Genomic DNA, 19,243 nt, shown 5'->3' with positions numbered 1-19,243 from the left:
GATAAATTAATTTGTTTCTAAATACCTATTATCACATAATAAATGCCAACTATAATAAATATGGCTGCAACTATACGCTTAAACCATTTCTGAAAAATGTTCATCTTATTATAGAATTTCCCCATATTACTAACGCTATATGCCAACAGCCATGCTATAACTATAACCGGAAGCCCTGTAGCAATGGCAAATACCGGAGGGAGTAATAATCCTAACGGACTGGCAATGGTTATCGGAATTAAGCCTCCAAAGTAAAGTATCCCACTGTATGGACAAAAAGCAAGGGCAAAGAGTAGTCCAAGCAAGAATGCATCAAGGTAACTTTTCTTTCCTTCTTTCTTTTCGAATTTGGATGTTAGTTTTCCCATTGCCGGAATATTCCATTTGATAATATCCAACATAAATATTCCAATAACTATAAGTGCTATTCCCAACCATATACCACCAACGTTTTGTAATAGCCGTGCTACCTGAAACTGGCTTGCTCCGAAATAAAAGATAAGTCCCAGTACGGTATAAGTAAACATCCGTCCAAGTGTATAGAACAACCCAGAGAACAATACACGATGTTTTGCTCCTATATCTTTACTCAGATAAGCAGTTGCTGTTATATTCGTGGCCAATGGGCAAGGACTGATGGCCGTCATCAACCCCAAAATGAATGCTGTTAGCACCGGCCAACTTGAACCGTCGGCAAGGTTTTGCAAATAATCCATCATAACCTTTTATCAACTTCGGTTTTGATAAGACCAGTAAGCTTTTCTGGATTGTTCAAAGCATTGGCAAATGCTTCTTTAGTTATTTCAACATGATTATCACCTTTGGCTATAATGAGGGCATTCCATGTAACTTCGTACTTCTCAACAAGCGATGCATTTTGTTTCTCGTCGGTTTTTACTTCAATAAATTTTACATGGGGATTATCTGCATAAAGCTCTTTTATAGTCTTTTCTGTAACATCGCCTACTGCAATACATGTTTTACAACGTTTTTTACCATGGAAATAGTAAATATTTACAGTAGAAGCATCCACTAGCTGCGTTTTTGTTTCTTGTGAACCAGATGATTCCTGGTTGTTTTTTTGTGTATTACCACCGCAAGCGGTTAGTAATAAGACTAGTCCAAATAGAATACCTTTTTTCATATTGATTATTTTAGAATGCTACTTTTTCTATAAATCCACCTAATAGTTCTTTTACCAAAACCCAGTTTTTTTTGTTGATACAATACTTAACCGTTGGAGGTGTAATTTCTCCTTGTATCAACCCTGCATCTTTCAATTCATTTAAATGCTGCGATAGGGTACTTTTGGCAATAGGTAGTACCTCCGACATGTCGCCATGAAAACAGCATGTTTGATTTGCAAGCATTTGGAGTATTGCAATCCGTATGGGATGCCCCATTGCCTTAGCAAACCGTGCTATCTGTTCTTGTTCTTTTGTAAGTTCTTGCTTTTGCATTGTTTTATTAATTAGTTTGCAAATATACGAATAGATTTTTAATTCGCAAATTTACGAATGATATGTTCCTTTTTTTGAGGTTTGACAGTATATGATAATAAAAAATCTTTCCTGTACCTGTTTGTTTGTTTAATAACTTTATGTGTGCATAAAACAACATAAATGGAAAATTTTCTACTTTACCACCCGTCACAAGCGTTGTGAGGCCGATTTTATACTGCAATTTCAAAATGCTGCATTTCGCATTGATGAAATGCTGCATTTCGTTTAATCAAAATGCTGCATTTTGAAAGTGTGAAATGCAGCATTTTGAAATCACGTTTTGCAGCATAAAAAATAGTAATCATTTATGGATGGATGAATATTGACATACAACCTCGGCATCGAAAAATATCACTCAGTATCTCTGTGTTTCTAAAAAAAATGTTTAAGTTTGAATCGTATAATCAATAATGAACACTTAGGATAAATGGCAGTATTGAGGTGTTATTAATATAATCACTAATGAAAATAAAGCTCATATACATAATAATATTCTTTTTGATATTCCTGATTGGGACACGTGGATATAATTATTTTTATTCTGAATATCTTCCTTATGATGAAAAAACGAGTGAAGCAATCTATCAACATATTGAGAAAGATTCGGGTATTATATGTGTCTTGATTCCTCATAAAACACACTATCGGATAGGTGAGCGTCCGGAGTTGGATGTATTAATCATTAATAAAACAGATAGTACCATCTACCTTCCTGGCAACATGGATGGCTCCTCTTATGGGTTTAGACTTCCAGTAACCGACTTTAAAGTACTCAATCGGAAGCCCAGAAAATATGGATTATTTTGTCCGATGTTTAACCCTATGGTACCAGATGAACTTCGGCGGGTGAAACCTGGTGAATGTTTTAATCCATTTAATACATATCGCATTGAAACAATACATTATGCTGCTGATTCCATATTAGGTTGGGATGCACAGACTTTGACGAGGATGAAAAACTATTGGCCACATGAAGCTTTGGATGCTCATAACTTCCTTCTTCCCGGCAACTATGACATACAATTTGTGTATAGTACTAAAAAAGATAGTACAGTTTTAATGGGACTGAACATTAGTAATGAGTGGCCCAAAGAAAAAATGAATATATTGGATAGTATTCCTGTTGTAGAGTTAAAGAGTAATGTAGTGAGGTTGAAGTATAGAATTTTTTAGTGTATAAAACAATGAAATGATACGAAACCGTAAAGAAACAGCTTGGAAAAAGAACCGTAGGTTTAGCGACTTTCATGGAGGAAGAATGCGACTGAAATGTACCGACGGAATTTTCAAAAGATACCATGACCTACTTCCTCCTGCCGAAGGAGAAGAAAAACCAGTTTTTTTTATAGAGAACACCTCCAAAGATTTTTATTACCCTGTAACAGTAGATGAAATAAAGGAGACCTTGGAAAAACTTCCTAAAGAACATGTTGAAACGATTACTCATGTTTGGTTGGACAAGGTAAAAACAAAAGACTACTTAACAGGAGAAACCCTACAAGGTGAATATATCTGCGGAAGTGGAGTCTATTTAATTAAACTCTACGCTGTTCCAAAAGATAATAAAATGCGATTTGGACAAAAGAAGCCAACTAATAAGCAGTTGAGTTTTTACAAGTCTTATTGTATGGACTTGCGTCACGATAAAAAGGGTTGGTATCTTCAATGGACCAGTGAAAAAATGAAGCAATATTTTCTGGAAAGACTTTTGTTGCACGAGATTGGACATTGTGTGGATTTTATTTATAATCGTCATTTCAGTAAAGCAAACAGAAAACAGCTAGAGGATTTTGCCGATAGTTATGCAATGGTATGGGGAAATTCCATTCGAAAGTTATTTCCCTAAGTAATATTGTAAAAAGAATAATTACTTTTGCAGCACAAATAAAAAACGTATTGCAATAGATGGAAATAACAGAAAAAGAGGCTGACAAAATCATTCAGCCCATCCGTAAAACCGATCTTCTTTATCAAATAGAAGATAAACCACCTTTTCAGGAATCAATATTCGCGGCATTACAACATTTATTGGCCATATTTGTGGCTATTATCACCCCGCCACTCATTATTTCGAAAGCTTTAAACTTCACTGCCGAAACTACCGGATTCCTTGTTTCGATGGCTCTGTTGGCATCTGGTATTTCCACATTTATACAATGTAAGCGCATTGGACCGGTAGGATGCGGATTATTGTGTGTGCAAGGAACCAGTTTTTCTTTTATTGGAGCGCTGACAGCCAGTTTTGCTTCACGTGGCGATATGGCCGAAACAGCCATTCTGGCCTGTATTTTCGGAGTATGTATTGCAGCCTCTCCCGTTGAAATGATTGTTAGCCGCCTGCTGAAATACACCCGGTCTATTATCACCCCACTTGTGTCTGGAATTGTTGTTACAATGATAGGCCTTTCGCTGGTTAAAGTTGCCATCGTGTCGTGTGGCGGAGGATTTGGGTCTATGGCTATTGATCCCGCTCAGGATGCAGCCCGTTCATTCGGAAGCATGCAAAACCTTGGCTTGGCTGCACTTGTTCTTATCTCTATTCTAATTTTGAATAGTATAAAGAATAAATATATCCGCATGAGTTCCATTATTATCGGTTTGATTATTGGTTATGTAGCTGCCTGGTTAATGGGATGGGTAGATTTTTCGCAAATGGGAGATTTTGGTTCCATAACCATACCTCAACCTTTGAAATATGGGTTAGACTTTGACTTTTCTGCTTTTATAGCAGTAGCCTTGATTTATTTTATCACCTCAATCGAGGCCTATGGCGATATTACAGCAAACTCTATGATTGGGGGCGAACCCATAGAAGGACCTAAGTTTATGAAACGGGTGCAGGGAGGTATTCTGGCCGATGGTATAAACTCGGCAATTGCAGGAATTTTTAATTCATTTCCCAATTCAATCTTTGCACAAAACAACGGATTAATTCAATTAACCGGAGTAGCCAGCCGTTATATAGGTTATTACATTGCCGCTTTATTAATTATTCTGAGTGCTTTTCCTTTTGTTGGCGGAGTATTTTCTATTATGCCCGAACCTGTGCTTGGTGGGGCTACCCTGTTGATGTTTGGAACAGTAGCAGCATCGGGAATACGAATAATTGCATCACAAAATATTGATAGAAAAGCCATCCTGGTATTGGCAGTTAGCTTTGCCTGCGGTTTGGGTGTAGAACTGGTACCGGATATACTATCGCGTATGCCCGATACTATCAGCCGAATATTCTCTTCAGGGATAACAACAGGTGGAGTAGTAGCTATTATAGCCAATGTAGCCATCCGTATCAAAGAATAAACAAACAAGAAACATGAAACTACTAAAAAATAGAATACTGAAAGATGGGAAAAGTTATGAAGGCGGAATCCTGAAAGTTGATAACTTTATCAATCATCAGATGGACCCCATATTGATGAAATCCATTGGTGTAGAATTTGTGCGTCGTTTTGGTAATTTACCTATCAACAAAATTATAACAATCGAAGCCAGTGGTATTGCTCCGGCTATAATGTTAGGCTATTTACTTGAACTTCCAGTTGTTTTTGTAAAGAAGGCAATACCCAAAACAATGGATAACATGCTGTCGACAACAGTTTATTCTTTTACTAAAGACAGAAATTATACGGTATCGGTGAGTGGTGATTTCTTAACATCCGATGATAAAGTTGTTTTTATTGATGATTTCCTAGCCAACGGCAACGCTGCAATGGGTATCTATGAACTGGTAAAGCAATCGGGAGCCGAACTTTATGGAATGGGTTTTATTATTGAGAAATGTTTTCAGGAAGGTGGCCGCAAACTGCGTGAAATGGGAATACGTGTAGAATCTCTTGCCCGGATAAAAGAACTTGGAGACAATAAGATTTTATTTGAAGAATAGTAAGACCTAGTCAATCAAATATTCATTAATATTTCTTTCTTCGGCACTAAAGTCCACCCCTACTTTAACCAATTTGCGTCCGTCCACAGTATAAGGAATCAAATATCCTTTATCGTTTATTTGCTCCATTGCCTGACGGGCGCTGCCATTTAGTTTAAATTCGAAAACATAAATATAGTCCTTTGTTTTTACCACCGCGTCGGCTCGTCCACGGGCACTGTGTACTTCGGCTTCAATAAATTCGCCAATCAGTTTGAATACGATATAGAATACAACCTGATAATGTCGCTCAGTTTTGTCGTTCAGCTCGTAGGGGAAATCGGCGAAGAAAGCTTTCAAACGCTCCATAAAGGAAGGTACATTGCCACAACGAAGTTCTCGCACGAAATGCTGGATATGAAAAGCACGGTTAATGTCTTCTACTGATGAGTAAGAAGGTTGCAGGAATTTAATAAAAGCATATTTTACTTCATCGTTAGGAAAACGAAGGGTATAGAGTTTAAACTCAGGATCGTAAGCTTTAATAGTGAGGTAACCGCTTTGATAAATCAATGGGATGGGATTATTGGTTTCCACCCGGTATTCGGAGAAAGATTCCTGCTCGGCTTCTACACCGTCTATGAGGGTGCGAAGGTCATAATCGGTTTCTTTTAGCAGATCAACCAAAAAGGTGGGAGTGCCTGTGTGGAACCAGTAGTTGTCGAATTTCTTTTTCTGAAAAGCGTTCAATACACTAAAAGGATTGAAAATGCCAACAGAATTTTCGCAAAAATGGTAACCGTCATACTGTACTGTCATAGTTGTTACTGCTTCTTCAAAACTCAACTTATTGTACAACCCTATTTGCTCTATTTCGGGGGCGAATACTTTTACTAATTCATCCGAAGTTATCCCACAAAGTGAGGCGTATGCCATATCCATGCTGATATCATTCAACTGATTCAAATCGCTGAACACGCTTACTTGTGCAAACTTGGTTACTCCCGTCAGAAACACAAATCGCAGGTAACGGTCTGAACTTTTCAGTACACCGTAAAAAGATTTCAGTATCTTTCGGTATTCATCCATCAGTGCCTCGTTGGGCATCACTTGCAACAGGGGTTTATCATATTCATCAATCAATACAACGACATTGGTGCCTGTTGTTTGCTCGGCAGCTCGGCGAATAACGCCTGCAAAGCGATCGGAAAGTGTGGTTTCGCGTTCTTCTTTACCCCATGTGTCTTCCCACAATACGAGGTGGCGATTGAGTATGGCATTCAGTCGCTCGGGCGAGTCGTATTTTTCGGCATTTAAATCCAGATGTAATACAGGATGCTTCTTCCATTCTTTTTCCAGATTGTAAATGGCAAGCCCTTCAAAAAGATCTTTACGTCCTTCGAAATAGGATTCGAAAGTGGAAATCAACAGGCTTTTACCGAAACGGCGGGGGCGACTAAGGAAGTAGGGGGTATTGGTTTGAACCAAGTTCCATACCATAGCCGTTTTGTCTACATACAAGAAATCTTCTGTTCGGATTTTCTCAAAAGTCTGTATCCCAATAGGAAGTTTGCGATCTGTGGCCATAATTTCCAAATTTAGAATACAAACTTAAAGAAAAATGTTCGATTTATAGAGGAAAGATATAATAATTCAGGAAAATATTACTGATATTTGTACAGCATTCAATAAACAAACAACAAATGAAGACAGCCGACATCCTCAAAATCCGTCTCTACAACCAGTTACTGGCTGGCAACCAGCTTACCCGCCCTGCCGAAATTGTGTCATGGCTTGGAGCTATGCAATCGCAAAACTACGAAATGGCTAAATGGGGAATCGGCGCACGTCTTCCGGGGGTAACCAATAAACAGGTTGAGGAGGCAGTGAGTACAGGCGAAATAATTCGTACCCACATACTGCGTCCCACCTGGCATTTTGTAGCTGCCGAGGATATTCACTGGATGCACGAATTATCAGCTCCACGCCTTAAACCCACATTTGTATCTTATGATAAAATGCGTGGTATGGAAGAAGACTTTATTCAGAAAGGATTGAAGGCACTACCCGGAATACTCGACAAATACGGACACCTCACCCGGGAGGAAATTGCAGAGCATCTTACTACCAGCCACGGACTACGCTTTGTAGAGAATCACAATGTGAAAAATATTCTTTCGCGTGCCGAACTCGAAGGTATTGTATGCAACGGAGAGATACGTGAAAATAAACAAACGTATGCTTTATTGCACCAACGTGTTCCTAAAACTTATTCTCTATCCAAAGAAGAAGCTTTGGAACGATTAGCACGTAAGTATTTCTCTAGTCACGGGCCGGCAACACTTGATGATTTTCTATGGTGGTCGGGACTTACAAAAACAGATGTTCGCAAAGGGATAGAAGCAATTAAACATGATTTCGTTTGTGAAGAAATCAATGGAAAGACCTATTGGATGCCAAACAACATCCAAACACCAGCCGGAAAGAAAAGTACAGTACTGTTACCTGCATTCGATGAATATGTGGTTAGCTATAAATACCGGGAAGAAATTATCGACGAGGCCTATTACCGGAAAGTACTTACCATAAATGGTATTTTTAGCCCAACCGTACATTACAATGGAAAAATAGTGGGGACATGGAAACGGGTAGTAAAGAAAAAAGGAGCTGAGGCCGAATTGTCTTTCTTCGAAACAACTCCCGAGAAGGTGCACAGTGCATTCGATAAGGCTGTAAAAGCATATAATAAGTTTAATATTTTTCCCTGAATTTTCTCCCGGTAGGATAACGCTTTTCTCCCGGTAGGATGAAGCCTTTATCCTACCGGGACAAACCGTTTATCCTACCGGGAGAAAGCCTTCATCCTACCGGGATAAATAATTCCCCGAAAACCAATCTTTGAACTCTCTAACCCGGGTTTTGCTAACAATTATATGCTCATCAACAGAAGTGATTTTTAAGTTAATCGATAAACGGTTATTGAACCATAAATCAATATCTTTTATTGCATCTCGCGAAATAAGAAACTGGCGGTTTACCCGGAAAAAGACCGAAGGGTCCAGACAATCAGTCAGTTCGTCCATGGTATGCGTAAAAGGTAACTCGTTACCGTCGGCCATAACTGCTTTCACGCGACTATCGCGTATGTAGAAAAACAAAATGCTGCTTACAGCTACAGGCAGAAGTTTATCGCCTCGCAAGGGAATAAGGAAATGCGTTTTGTAACTTTCCTTTTGCCGCAACGAGTGCATAAGTTGTTCAAGAGTGCTATCATGGAAAGTATGTGCATGGTCGGTATATAAGTCGTCGAACTGTTCGAGGGCTTTTTCCATATCTTCCCGGTCTATGGGTTTAAGCAGGTAGTCAATGCTGTTTACCTTGAAGGCACGCAGGGCATATTCATCGTAAGCAGTGGTAAAGATAACAGGAGTGGTAATTTTAATATGTTCGAAGATTTCGAAGGCCGATCCGTCTGCCAGATGTATATCCATAAATATAACATCGGGGATAACAGACGAAGAGTTAAACCATTCAATTGTACTGTTAATACTATCCAGCGTGGCAATAACTTCGGCTTCCGGACGGATTTCGTGTATTAAAGCTACCAGATTACGAACAGCAGCTTTTTCATCTTCTATTATAATTGCTTTCATAATGGGCGGCGTATTAAAGGTATACGAACAGTAAAATTGATATCTTCTGTAATACTGATGTCCTGACCGAATAATAGCTGATAACGTTTAGCCAGATTAGCCAGCCCGATGCCTGTGCCCGATGAATGTGTTAGTCTGGGTTGTATGGCATTCGATACACAAACCACAGGTCCATCATCGGTATAAATATGGATGGTAAGGGGATTCCGGTCACTGATCTCGTTATGTTTAACAGCATTCTCAATCAATACTTGTAACGACATAGGAGGCAGAAAGTATGCTTCCAGTGACTTATCTATCTGCAACACAAAATGCAGGTTGTTTTCGTATCGCATCTTTAACAAGAAGGAGTAAGCCGATAGAAATTGCATCTCATCATACAGCGTTACGGTTTTTTCTTCATTTCCCTGCAATGTGTAGCGCAGTACCCGCGAAAGCTCCCGTATATATTCCTGAGCCTTTTGTGTATCTTCCCGCGTAAGCGATTGCAATGTATTCAGCGAGTTGAATAACATGTGTGGGTTAAGCTGATTCTTTAAGACTTCGTATTGCCCAAGGATATTTTCGGCCTGTAACTGCTGGTTCTCAATAATAACTTGTTGCTGGCGGTGTACAAGGTATATAATATAGCATCCACCAGTAACCACACAACTGATAAGGAAATCGCGGAAAGGATGCAGGTAATGATGTACCATTGATTCTATTGCAGGTAAATGCAACGCATGGTGCAAATAAACAAATCCTTTGGCCAGTAATGTACTTAATACCACAGTGAACAGAAACGATAAAAGTACCTGTTTGCGGCTTATCTTCACTTCTGGTTTGTTGAAGTGGAACACAGCGGTATTGGCAGCAAACAGAATAAGAAGCGAAATAAAAGTAAAAAGTACTTCACTAACTACTTCACTTATCTGCATATCCGGAAATAGCTGGCGACTCTCGAAGCGGTCGAACAGGGAAATTAATTCGGGAAAGTGAATAAGTATAGCTACCGCCACCGAGATAAGGATGCCGGAGAGCAGGTATCTGTTTTTCCAAATTGATTTCTGTTTGTTCATAGTATATTAAAGTCCGGCAATGTTGGCAACAACTTTTGTCAGTTTTAATTTTACTTCCTCCCAAGTAGTTGGAATAAACATTTTGGGCATTGGTTCGGAGTCAGCATCATCAAAATAACTCAGACTTTTAATAACAGGAAAAAGAGTACTATCATCGAATCTGGCGATATAAAAGTCCAACATTTGTTGTAAAGTGAAATGTTGCAATAAAAAATACAAATCAATGAAGTCCTTTTTTGTTCCTCTGTTGGTAATTGCACTTAATTTCATAGCAGCAATATCTTTCATATTTGCTAATGAAAGATTATCTACAACAAAGGGCATTTCTAACCATGGATAAGGATAGTTCACAATGTCAACTTTGATGCCATTTATTGTAAACACATGAATAGAGGGTGTATTATGAAGAAGCATAAATTGTAACTGCTCTTTTTCTAATACCTGTTTTATTTCCTGCAAGTCTGCTGTCAAGTTTCCAAATAAATCCAGATCAACAGAAATTCGGTGGCCTATTTGTAAAGCAAGAGAAGTCCCTCCAACCAATCTTAATTGTTTGAAGAGGGGAATTGACTGCAATTTCTTTAAAAGTTCCAGTGTTGTGGGGTGGACTGTTTTTGTTTGTAACATCTGAATTCTTCTATTGGAGTATGTGTAGCTGCTGAAATGAACGAAAGAGATTGAGGAAATAAATCACGTAATGAAATAACAGTTTCTTTAATTACTTCCTCAGAATAATAATTCCGGATAAGCTTCCAGTCATTCCATGTACCATAATTTAGTACACGTCCTATAATAAAAGACTTATGCTTTTGCATGTCCAAATCATTCAAATCAGTATCCCAAAATAGAGAAGAACTGAATAGAGACTTTATGTCTGGGGTTTGTTTCATATTTGATCCTTTACTTTACAAAGATACTTCTTGGCAGTTAAATTACAAATAAGTAGTGTTAATTACTTATTTTTTATTCGCGCCGTTACATACATACCCGGTCGGAATTCCGTATCGCTCTCTTCAATACTGGCATACACTTCGAGTGAACGGCTAACGGCATCTACTTTTTGTCCGATTGATGTTATGGTGGCCTTGAAACTCTTGTTGCTTACTCCATTTACATAAAATTCAACCGGCATATTGGTTTTAAGTCCTATTATGTTTTTTTCGTAAGTGGTAAGTTTCAGCATGGGTTGACTCTTATCAATAATTTCACAGAGTGCTTCGCCGGCATTGATGTATTTGCCGATATTCATATTTACATCGCTGATATATCCACTGATAGGTGCTTTTACCTTCAACAGAGGTTGAATACCGTTTTTTTCAAGCTCATCAACTGATACTCCGAGAAGCGATAATTGCGCAGCGGCCGACTCCAAACGGCTTTTCATAGAGAGATATTCGGCTTTACTTTGCTGAAATTTCTTTTGTGAGGCTGCCTGCTCTTCGGCAAGTACCTGCTGACGCTTGTATTCGGCTTCGAGAAACTCCGACTGGGCTTTGCTTTCCAGCCATAATTGTTGAAGTTCAATAAATTCCGGGTTTTCCAATGTTGCAACAATATGTCCACGTTGTACATATTGGCCGGGTAGGAGGGAAGTGTTTTTTACCACTCCGCCCAATGTCAATGTTACACTGGCTATCTTTTGAGGTGGGGTAACAATTGTACCATTGAAGGATGCTTCATTCTGTTTGGATGTAGCTCCTGTAGTTGCATCCGTATCGTTTGCTACCGGCTCTTCTTTCTGCACCGGGGCAGGAGTGTCTGTTATAGGTTCGGACTCCTGTGGTTTGTTGCTACAGGCATAGAGGGCGACTACCAGCAAAATAGTGATTATCTTTTTCATTGTTCAATTATTTAGTATAAAGTTCATATTCCAGCGCAGCCACATTATACTGATAAACAGTTTCAATATACCCCCGTTTAATTTCTCTGGCTGTATTAATAGCCTGAATAAACTCCGGAATATCCGTTTCACTGTATTGCAGTTGAAGCGTTGCCGATTTAATCAACTCATCCGCTTCCGCAAGCGAGGTAGAATAAAATCGAAGACTCTTATCGTACCGTCGCAGGGAAGCACGTAGCTCATTCATACGGTTTTGAAGTTCCTTTATATTGGCCTCTGCCTCTGTTTGCGCGGTGAATGCAGCTATCTTGGCCTGCTTCACTTTACTTTGTTGCGGCATAAAGAAAACAGGGAAAGATACACCCACCATCCACGAATTAAGATTTTTGAGTGGGAGGATATTCTGCCGCACATAACCTACCGAGATTTCGGGAAAGAAACGGCTGCGCTCCACATTTACAGCTGCTTTCATTTCTGCTGCCTGACTGTTAAAGTAGCCTGTATGAGCCGATGAAATGTTTTCGTTCATCGCATCCGTATAAAACAAAGCTAAAGTAGTATCTGCCGGAACAATCTGAGAATCAGCATAACAACTCCAGATAAAGCGGTTACGGGCAACGTTTAACTCTTCCTGTGCCTGATACAACCGGTTTTGTAAATCAGCTGCCATGGTTGTACTCATGTTCTTTTCCAGCAAAGTGATGTCGCCCTGCTCATACCGTAACTCACCAATCCTTTTTAACTGACCGGCCATCTTGTCGTAATCCTGATACATTGAATAAATGTTGTATGCAAACTGATAATATGCCCATGCACGTTTTACCTCTGCAACAACCTCCTTATCAACCATTTGCAGGTAATAATCGCCAGTTTGTATCTGCCTGTTTACCAATGTGTTCTTGTAAAAAGGGGTGAGTAACGAGCCCAGACTCTGATTGATTTCAATCTCTTTATCTTTTTTCAGTTCACCGTTAAGCTGTCCCCACGAATAGTTGAAGGAAGTAGGAGCCAGTTCCATAATTTCTCCACGGCTGGCTTTGGCCTGACGGATGGAGGCCCCGGCTGTTTTTAGTCTGGGATGATTTTGCCGTGCAATATCCAAAGCTTCGTCCAGCGTAACAGGTTGCTGGGCATGTAATCCGGCAGGAAGCGCTAGCGCGATAAGTACAATTGTTATAACTGCCCGCGAATGTTTGGGACGATTCCAAACCCGGAACGAATTAACCAAACGATAGAATATTGGGATAATAAGTAGCGTTAGCACTGTAGAAACAAGCAGTCCGCCAATAACAACAGTAGCCAGCGGACGCTGAACTTCGGCTCCGGCAGAGGTAGCAATGGCCATTGGAACAAATCCCAGTGATGCAACCAGCCCGGTAAGGAATACGGGACGTAACAAATGCGGAGTACCCTGTTTGATAATCCGGTTAGTAGAAAGTGAGTACATGGTGCGTTTACGAATATCATTAAAATGGTTTATCATCAGGATACCGTTAAGAACCGCCACCCCGAAGAGTGCAATAAATCCTACACCTGCCGATATGCTGAACGGTAGACCGCGCAGCCACAAGGCAAGGATGCCTCCTATAAGCGATAATGGTACTGTTGAAAAAACAACAAGTGTATAGGTAATGCTTTTAAATGCAAAGAACAGAATCAGAAGTATAAGTAACAGGGCAACCGGAATAACCACAGTAAGGGTACTGATGGCATTCTGGAGATTCTCGAACTGTCCGCCATACTCAAAATAATACCCGGGTTGCAGGTTAATGTTCTTATTTAGTGTTTCCTGTATGTCATTAACCACCTTTTGTATATCTGCATTCCGTACATTTACACCGATAACAATGCGTCTTTTAGTTTCATCCCGGTTTATTTGCAGTGGTCCGCTAACTAGGTCGATAGATGCCACCTCGCTCACCGGAATCTGGATGCCTTCCAAGGTGCGTACAAAGAAACGGTCAAGATTCAGGTCGGCCACCTTTTCCTGATCAAGTCGTACTACCAGATCGAAACGGCGTTCGTTTTCAAACACAACCCCGCTGGCCTCTCCTGCATAAGCAGTACGTATAATGGTATTTAACTCTTCGATATTAATTCCGTAGCGGGCAATCTTATCGCGATGATATGTAACAACCAACTGAGGAAGTCCCATGGTTTGCTCCACCAATACATCGGATGCTCCCGGTATCCGGGCTATGTATCCGGCAGCCTCGTTTGCCCGGTCGAAAAGTTCCTGCGTATCTTCTCCAAAAAGTTTTACTGCTATATCTGCTTTAGCACCTGTCATCAACTCATTGAAACGTAACTGTATAGGCTGACTGAAGTTGAACTCTACATCCTGAATAGGGTCAAGTGCTTCTTTCATCTTCTCTACCATCCCGGCACGGCTCGATGCGCTGGTCCATTCCTTAAAAGGTTTCATAACAATCATGATGTCTGCATCCTCTACTGCCATTGGATCGGTAGGAACTTCGGCCGTACCGATTTTGGCAACCACATGCTTAATCTCCGGGAATTTTTCCATGAGCACCCGTTCGGCTTCGTTGGATACTTCAATACTTTTCGACAAGGAACTACCCGCGGGAAGGGTCATCTGCATGGCGAAGTCACCCTCGTCCAGTGTAGGGATAAACTCGGCCCCCAACCGGGTAAACAGGAAAAGTGAGAAACCAAGTGCAATAAAAGCTGTAGCAATAGTACCCCATTTAAAGCGTATGCAGAAGTTTAATACACGTTGGTAAATCCTGTTGAGGCCTGAGAAGAAACGATCGGCAATGGTGGGTTTGGAGTCAATGTGATGTTTCAGGAAAAGCGAACTCATCATAGGCACGTATGTAAGTGACAATATCAGCGCACCTATAATACAGAACACCAGTGTTTGGGCCATTGGGGTGAAATATTTGCCCTCAATCCCAGTAAGCGTAAGGATAGGGAAAAATACAATTAGTATAATAAACACGGCGAATGTAGCCGAACGTACTACACCAGCGGCTCCTGCTTCTACTTCCTGATCCATCTGCTCTTTGGTGAGTGTTTTCCCTTTGAACTTTTTAGAGTAAAGATGTGCTAGTATGCCTTCTACAATAACAATGGAACCATCTACAACAATACCAAAGTCTATTGCTCCCAGACTCATCAAGTTGGCCGATACATTGAATATCCGCATCATAATAAACCCAAAGAGCATGGAGAGGGGGATAACAGATGCTACAATCAGTCCTGCACGGAAGTTTCCGAGGAAGATTATCAATACAAGGAATACAATGAGGGCTCCTTCTACCAGATTGAAAATAACTGTTGATATATTGCGGTTAACCAGTTCCGAACGGTTAAGATACGGTTCAATACGTACACCCTCGGGCAACATGGCCTGTACTTTTTCTACCCGTGATTCCAGTTCGCGGGTAACGATATTGGCATTGGCACCTTTCAGCATCATGGCAATACCGCCTACACATTCGCCTTTGCCATCCATGGTCATGGCGCCGAACCGTTTGGGGGCACCAAAGCGAACAGTTCCCACATCGTTTATATGTACAGGTATCCCATTGCGGTTGGTTACTACTATCTGTTCAATATCCGATATTTGGGTAATCATCCCCTCGGAACGGATATAATATGCCCTGTTTCCTTTCTCAATATAACTACCTCCGGTATTCTCGTTATTGCGGTGAAGTGCTTCGAAAACTTCGCCTATGGTTATATTGAGCGAATAAAGCGCATCCGGGTCTACCGCTACCTCGTATTGTTTCATATATCCGCCAAAGCTGTTAATCTCTACAATACCGGGAATGCCGGATAGTTGCCGTTTTACAATCCAGTCTTGTATGGTGCGTAGTTCCATAGCATCATATTTATCCTCGTAACCGGGAGCAACGGTAAGCACATACTGGTATATTTCGCCCAATCCGGTAGTGATAGGCATTAATTCGGGAGATCCCAACTCGGGTGGTATTTCTCCGGCAACAGTCTGTATCTGCTCATTAATAAGTTGGCGGGCATCTAGTGTGGGTACATTTTCCTTGAAAACCACTGTCACTACAGAAAGTCCGAAGCGCGATACAGAACGTATTTCCACCACATTCATAATGTTGCTCATGGCTACCTCTATAGGAAAGGTTATCAGTTGTTCAACTTCCTGTGGGGCAAGGGTAGGGGATACGGTAACTATCTGTACCTGATTGTTGGTTATATCGGGCACTGCATCAATGGGCAATGTAAGCATGGCATATATGCCTCCTACCAGCAAAGCAAGGGTCATTAAACCTACAAATAGTTTCTTACGGAGCGAGAAACGTACAATTGCTTTAAACATACATTATAAGTATTATAGTATGTAAGCAAAGGTAAAAAGAGTTTATGGCTGGAAAAGATTAAAACGGGTGAAGCGGAATAAATGAAAGGTGAAGCAGAAATTTGCAAGGGTGAAACATCTAGTTGTAAAGTGAGGTAAAGGAGGTAAAGTGAGGTAGAGGAGGTAAAGTAGGCATCCCACTACTCAACTACTTTACCTCACTTTACCTCCTTTACCTCCTCTATTTAAAATACAAACTAACCCCTGCCGATAACCGTAATCCACTCCAGTTACTTTTGTAGTATAGTTTATAGTCATCTTTTTCCAGTTCGGCATTCGGGAAGTTGATCTCATAACCAGCCGATGCCCTGACTGCTAACAGGGAATTGATTCTGTAGCTTGCCCCTATTGCAGGAGTAACAGAAAAGTTAACGCCATGCATATTTATATTATCCGAGGCACTATCACCATCATATAACTTAATATTTTCTTTCAGTTTAAAGTTATTGATAACAATGCCGGGAACCACATCCAGATAGAAATTAAAAGGCTGATTATCTGATAATAAGTAATAGCGATAGAAGGCCTCTTGCTTAAAACCGTTCATTATTGCTTTGATATTGTATTCGCCCGAATAATCGGCCAAAGATAGTTTACCACCTGTAGTCATATACATGAATTTCAACCCAAACTCGTGACGCTTGAGCTTGTATCCCGCTTCAATTTGATGGGTGATATATCCGGGGAATTTATCAACAATATACAGTTGGAGTTCTGTTGTTTGAAAATCTGGAGTTTGAATAGGTACCTTTTGCATATCTTTAAGCATATCTTTCATATCACCCATGTCGTATGTTCCGTAACCTACTGAGTATCCAATTGAAAATTGAGCATTTACACTAATTGTTAGTGTAAAGAATAAAATGGCTATTATAATCTTTTTCATTTAATTTCGTCGTTAATGTTGTAGTAATTACCATTAGATTTTATTAGGATACCATTGTATAAATAGTAGTCATCAAATGTGTTGTATGAATGGTTGTAAACCTCGTTGAGCGTATTGGTATCTAAAAAAACAATGTTGTTACTTTGGGTATAGTTTTTTGTGTATAAAAACGTTACACCAGTAACCGGATCAACATTTCCCAGAGTCATATTTGGATATGCTTTGCTCTGTGTTAACCGTGTGCAATCACTAGCCCGGCAAACAATAACATAATCATCCTCTTTTAATAAAATATTCTCCGGTTGGTTAGGTAAACTTTGGGCTCCTTTGTAGTATTTGTTATCCTTGTAAACCAGAATGGCTTTGGTTGTGGTTAACTGATATATTTCGATACCATTTTTAGAAGCCAGTACCAGATATTCTCCATTATAAGTACTTGTGATATGTTCTATATCGGACGAATTGTTTGTATAGAAAGTATATAACTCCTCTCCTGTGAGGACATTATATATACGAATCATGTTGCGGTAAGTATAGCCCTTTTCGTCATCGTAATAGTCTTCTCTGGTGTATAGTGCCAGATGATCTTTTGATGTTAAATGCAATCCGTTTTTTGATGCTTCGTTTTGGATAACAACCGGTCCTGATAATGATTTATCGGGGAAGATAAAAATACGATTGTATCCGGCGACTGCTGTTTTGCTGTTAACAGGTGAAGTACTCATAGCATAAAAGCCTTCATTGTCGTGATTCCGGGTAGCGGCTACCGACATATCATGTAGGTTTATTCCACGTATATCTCCGTTGTATAGGTAAAATATATTATCCTTTTTATTATAGGCGTGGTTAATAAAAGAACCTATTTCGGTTTGATAATCGTTATAATAGAAATTTGTATAGGTAAAGTACATCTCCTCATTTTCATAAGGGACATAATTCACCGTTCCGGATATGTTGCTGCCGAATAGGTTAAATGGAATATCATAACTTAATGTTTCGTAAGGAAGCAATTCCGACGAATGCTCTCCCTGATCATCGCTCCATTTAACAAGATACCTGCCTCTATACTCTGGTTGTTGCCAGGATACAGTAATAAATTTGTTATTTCGCTTTGTTTGGACTTCCGATTGTGTATACGCATAAACAGACGTATAGGTGTAATAAGATGAAGAATTGTTGAGTTTTACTTCTATATGATAGTCTCGTCCGCCAATAAAGAAGCTTTTATCAACAAAAGAAGTACCTTCTGTGGTGCCCAATACAACATCGGAAGAGTTTTTTATGATGTATTCTTTTACATTCATACCTTCTTTTTTCAAGTCGTTCCAGTAAAGTTCAAGAAATCCTTCTTCGTTTTTGCGGTGGTTTATATTAATGAATTCCTGAAAATCAGTAATGTATCTAACTTTGTATTCTACTTTGCCAAGGTAACCTTCATATCCCATTAAATCGGCTAAACTGCCACTTCCCGAAGATACTGCTATCTCCATAGTTAATGGTGTTTCTTTTCCATCCATGCTGTAGTTAGGTATACAAAATTCCCCTCTTCCATTTTCGGTAGTATATACTTCCCAATTATTGTCGTTATGTGTAATAATAATTTTGAGAATCTTCTTTCCTTTTGTATCTATGTTGAAAGAAAAACAATTGCCGTTAACCACAAAAATAGTGCTTCCCGGTTCAATGCCATTCAGGTTGATGTACATTTCCGCGTTTTCGTGCGGCTTGTCAACATCAATAAAGTAGGTTTTGTCACTGTCGAACTCACATCCCGCAAAGAGTAGTAAAAGCGGAATATAAGCTACTAAATAACTAAGTCTTTTTTTCATACGATTGTGGTTTTTGCGTTTATCTGCAAAAATAGAAAAGTATTTTAATATAATAAGTACCAACTTGCAATAAGTTTATTGTTTTTTGGAACACAGAGGTACAGAGGCACAGAGTTTTAAATTAAACTCTTACACAGGTTGAACTAAATCTCTGTGCCTCTGTGTCTCGTATATTTGCATCATTAATGATCCGTTATTTCTCCGAGTGTTGTATATTCGTAGTTAATACGGAAAAGAATAGTCTCTCAATTGTGCC

Annotated in this window: 17 protein-coding genes; 5 read left to right on the top strand and 12 right to left on the bottom strand. The window is 39.7% G+C overall.

The features are described 5' to 3' along the window. Window positions 1–17: 17 nt before the first annotated feature. The 3 genes from D0T85_RS14655 to D0T85_RS14645 are packed head-to-tail and all read right to left on the bottom strand — an operon-like array spanning window position 18 to window position 1,460. On the bottom strand, window positions 18–716 hold the full coding sequence (locus tag D0T85_RS14655; RefSeq protein ID WP_163214308.1) for an aromatic aminobenezylarsenical efflux permease ArsG family transporter: 699 nt from the start codon (window positions 714–716) through the stop codon (window positions 18–20). Then, entirely contained in the window at window positions 716–1,144 is a 429-nt protein-coding gene (locus D0T85_RS14650) for a nitrophenyl compound nitroreductase subunit ArsF family protein (protein ID WP_163214272.1), read from the bottom strand. Before D0T85_RS14650 ends, D0T85_RS14655 begins: the two co-directional genes overlap by 1 nt. 10 nt (window positions 1,145–1,154) lie before the next feature. Further along, window positions 1,155–1,460: a helix-turn-helix transcriptional regulator gene (locus D0T85_RS14645; protein ID WP_163214271.1), complete on the bottom strand. Its 306-nt coding sequence runs from the start codon at window positions 1,458–1,460 to the stop codon at window positions 1,155–1,157. Window positions 1,461–1,964: 504 nt separating this feature from the next. On the opposite strand from D0T85_RS14645, the gene D0T85_RS14640 reads away from it, so the two are divergent. The 4 genes from D0T85_RS14640 to xpt are packed head-to-tail and all read left to right on the top strand — an operon-like array spanning window position 1,965 to window position 5,385. After that, window positions 1,965–2,675: a hypothetical protein gene (locus tag D0T85_RS14640; RefSeq protein ID WP_163214270.1), complete on the top strand. Its 711-nt coding sequence runs from the start codon at window positions 1,965–1,967 to the stop codon at window positions 2,673–2,675. A gap of 16 nt (window positions 2,676–2,691) precedes the next feature. Next, window positions 2,692–3,348 carry a hypothetical protein gene (locus D0T85_RS14635; protein WP_163214269.1) on the top strand — a complete coding sequence of 219 codons (657 nt, stop codon included), beginning with the start codon at window positions 2,692–2,694 and terminating at the stop codon, window positions 3,346–3,348. Window positions 3,349–3,407: 59 nt separating this feature from the next. Then, a complete protein-coding gene (locus tag D0T85_RS14630) occupies window positions 3,408–4,802 on the top strand; it encodes a nucleobase:cation symporter-2 family protein (RefSeq protein WP_163214268.1) in 1,395 nt (464 codons plus the stop codon). A 13-nt stretch (window positions 4,803–4,815) separates the two neighbouring features. Beyond that, window positions 4,816–5,385, top strand: coding sequence for a xanthine phosphoribosyltransferase (xpt, locus tag D0T85_RS14625; protein ID WP_163214267.1), 570 nt, complete (start codon window positions 4,816–4,818; stop codon window positions 5,383–5,385). Window positions 5,386–5,391: 6 nt separating this feature from the next. On the opposite strand, the gene D0T85_RS14620 is transcribed toward xpt, so the two are convergent. Further along, the gene (locus D0T85_RS14620) at window positions 5,392–6,951 is read right to left on the bottom strand and encodes an ATP-binding protein (RefSeq protein WP_203558491.1); all 1,560 of its coding nucleotides are present in this window, start codon (window positions 6,949–6,951) and stop codon (window positions 5,392–5,394) included. Window positions 6,952–7,067: 116 nt separating this feature from the next. On the opposite strand from D0T85_RS14620, the gene D0T85_RS14615 reads away from it, so the two are divergent. Continuing rightward, window positions 7,068–8,132, top strand: a complete 1,065-nt coding sequence (locus D0T85_RS14615; RefSeq protein ID WP_163214266.1) for a winged helix DNA-binding domain-containing protein — start codon at window positions 7,068–7,070, stop codon at window positions 8,130–8,132. A gap of 96 nt (window positions 8,133–8,228) precedes the next feature. Here D0T85_RS14615 and D0T85_RS14610 read toward each other — a convergent pair whose 3' ends face one another. The 8 genes from D0T85_RS14610 to D0T85_RS14575 all read right to left on the bottom strand — a co-directional run bounded on the left by D0T85_RS14610 (window position 8,229) and on the right by D0T85_RS14575 (window position 18,987). Further along, window positions 8,229–9,017: a LytTR family DNA-binding domain-containing protein gene (locus tag D0T85_RS14610; protein ID WP_163214265.1), complete on the bottom strand. Its 789-nt coding sequence runs from the start codon at window positions 9,015–9,017 to the stop codon at window positions 8,229–8,231. Next, the gene (locus tag D0T85_RS14605) at window positions 9,014–10,075 is read right to left on the bottom strand and encodes a sensor histidine kinase (RefSeq protein ID WP_163214264.1); all 1,062 of its coding nucleotides are present in this window, start codon (window positions 10,073–10,075) and stop codon (window positions 9,014–9,016) included. Before D0T85_RS14605 ends, D0T85_RS14610 begins: the two co-directional genes overlap by 4 nt. Before the next feature lie 6 nt (window positions 10,076–10,081). After that, window positions 10,082–10,702, bottom strand: coding sequence for a nucleotidyl transferase AbiEii/AbiGii toxin family protein (locus D0T85_RS14600; protein ID WP_163214263.1), 621 nt, complete (start codon window positions 10,700–10,702; stop codon window positions 10,082–10,084). Beyond that, entirely contained in the window at window positions 10,657–10,965 is a 309-nt protein-coding gene (locus D0T85_RS14595; RefSeq protein ID WP_163214262.1) for a hypothetical protein, read from the bottom strand. The genes D0T85_RS14600 and D0T85_RS14595 overlap by 46 nt, the downstream gene beginning before the upstream one ends. Before the next feature lie 62 nt (window positions 10,966–11,027). Next, the gene (locus D0T85_RS14590; RefSeq protein ID WP_163214261.1) at window positions 11,028–11,915 is read right to left on the bottom strand and encodes an efflux RND transporter periplasmic adaptor subunit; all 888 of its coding nucleotides are present in this window, start codon (window positions 11,913–11,915) and stop codon (window positions 11,028–11,030) included. Window positions 11,916–11,922: 7 nt separating this feature from the next. After that, window positions 11,923–16,233, bottom strand: coding sequence for a CusA/CzcA family heavy metal efflux RND transporter (locus D0T85_RS14585; RefSeq protein WP_163214260.1), 4,311 nt, complete (start codon window positions 16,231–16,233; stop codon window positions 11,923–11,925). A gap of 220 nt (window positions 16,234–16,453) precedes the next feature. Beyond that, the gene (locus tag D0T85_RS14580; RefSeq protein WP_163214259.1) at window positions 16,454–17,158 is read right to left on the bottom strand and encodes a hypothetical protein; all 705 of its coding nucleotides are present in this window, start codon (window positions 17,156–17,158) and stop codon (window positions 16,454–16,456) included. Further along, on the bottom strand, window positions 17,155–18,987 hold the full coding sequence (locus tag D0T85_RS14575; protein ID WP_163214258.1) for a hypothetical protein: 1,833 nt from the start codon (window positions 18,985–18,987) through the stop codon (window positions 17,155–17,157). Before D0T85_RS14575 ends, D0T85_RS14580 begins: the two co-directional genes overlap by 4 nt. Between the last annotated feature and the right edge of the window lie 256 nt (window positions 18,988–19,243).

The sequence above is a fragment of the Bacteroides sp. 519 genome (assembly GCF_010500955.1).
GTDB lineage: Bacteria > Bacteroidota > Bacteroidia > Bacteroidales > Bacteroidaceae > Bacteroides.
This window is presented reverse-complemented; position numbering and strand designations above follow the sequence as displayed.

Coding starts and splice junctions, on each gene's coding strand:
- D0T85_RS14655 (WP_163214308.1), bottom strand. CDS start 716: ATGGATTATTTGCAAAACCTTGCCGACGGTTCAAGTTGGCCGGTGCTA.
- D0T85_RS14650 (WP_163214272.1), bottom strand. CDS start 1,144: ATGAAAAAAGGTATTCTATTTGGACTAGTCTTATTACTAACCGCTTGC.
- D0T85_RS14645 (WP_163214271.1), bottom strand. CDS start 1,460: ATGCAAAAGCAAGAACTTACAAAAGAACAAGAACAGATAGCACGGTTT.
- D0T85_RS14640 (WP_163214270.1), top strand. CDS start 1,965: ATGAAAATAAAGCTCATATACATAATAATATTCTTTTTGATATTCCTG.
- D0T85_RS14635 (WP_163214269.1), top strand. CDS start 2,692: ATGATACGAAACCGTAAAGAAACAGCTTGGAAAAAGAACCGTAGGTTT.
- D0T85_RS14630 (WP_163214268.1), top strand. CDS start 3,408: ATGGAAATAACAGAAAAAGAGGCTGACAAAATCATTCAGCCCATCCGT.
- xpt (WP_163214267.1), top strand. CDS start 4,816: ATGAAACTACTAAAAAATAGAATACTGAAAGATGGGAAAAGTTATGAA.
- D0T85_RS14620 (WP_203558491.1), bottom strand. CDS start 6,951: ATGGCCACAGATCGCAAACTTCCTATTGGGATACAGACTTTTGAGAAA.
- D0T85_RS14615 (WP_163214266.1), top strand. CDS start 7,068: ATGAAGACAGCCGACATCCTCAAAATCCGTCTCTACAACCAGTTACTG.
- D0T85_RS14610 (WP_163214265.1), bottom strand. CDS start 9,017: ATGAAAGCAATTATAATAGAAGATGAAAAAGCTGCTGTTCGTAATCTG.
- D0T85_RS14605 (WP_163214264.1), bottom strand. CDS start 10,075: ATGAACAAACAGAAATCAATTTGGAAAAACAGATACCTGCTCTCCGGC.
- D0T85_RS14600 (WP_163214263.1), bottom strand. CDS start 10,702: ATGTTACAAACAAAAACAGTCCACCCCACAACACTGGAACTTTTAAAG.
- D0T85_RS14595 (WP_163214262.1), bottom strand. CDS start 10,965: ATGAAACAAACCCCAGACATAAAGTCTCTATTCAGTTCTTCTCTATTT.
- D0T85_RS14590 (WP_163214261.1), bottom strand. CDS start 11,915: ATGAAAAAGATAATCACTATTTTGCTGGTAGTCGCCCTCTATGCCTGT.
- D0T85_RS14585 (WP_163214260.1), bottom strand. CDS start 16,233: ATGTTTAAAGCAATTGTACGTTTCTCGCTCCGTAAGAAACTATTTGTA.
- D0T85_RS14580 (WP_163214259.1), bottom strand. CDS start 17,158: ATGAAAAAGATTATAATAGCCATTTTATTCTTTACACTAACAATTAGT.
- D0T85_RS14575 (WP_163214258.1), bottom strand. CDS start 18,987: ATGAAAAAAAGACTTAGTTATTTAGTAGCTTATATTCCGCTTTTACTA.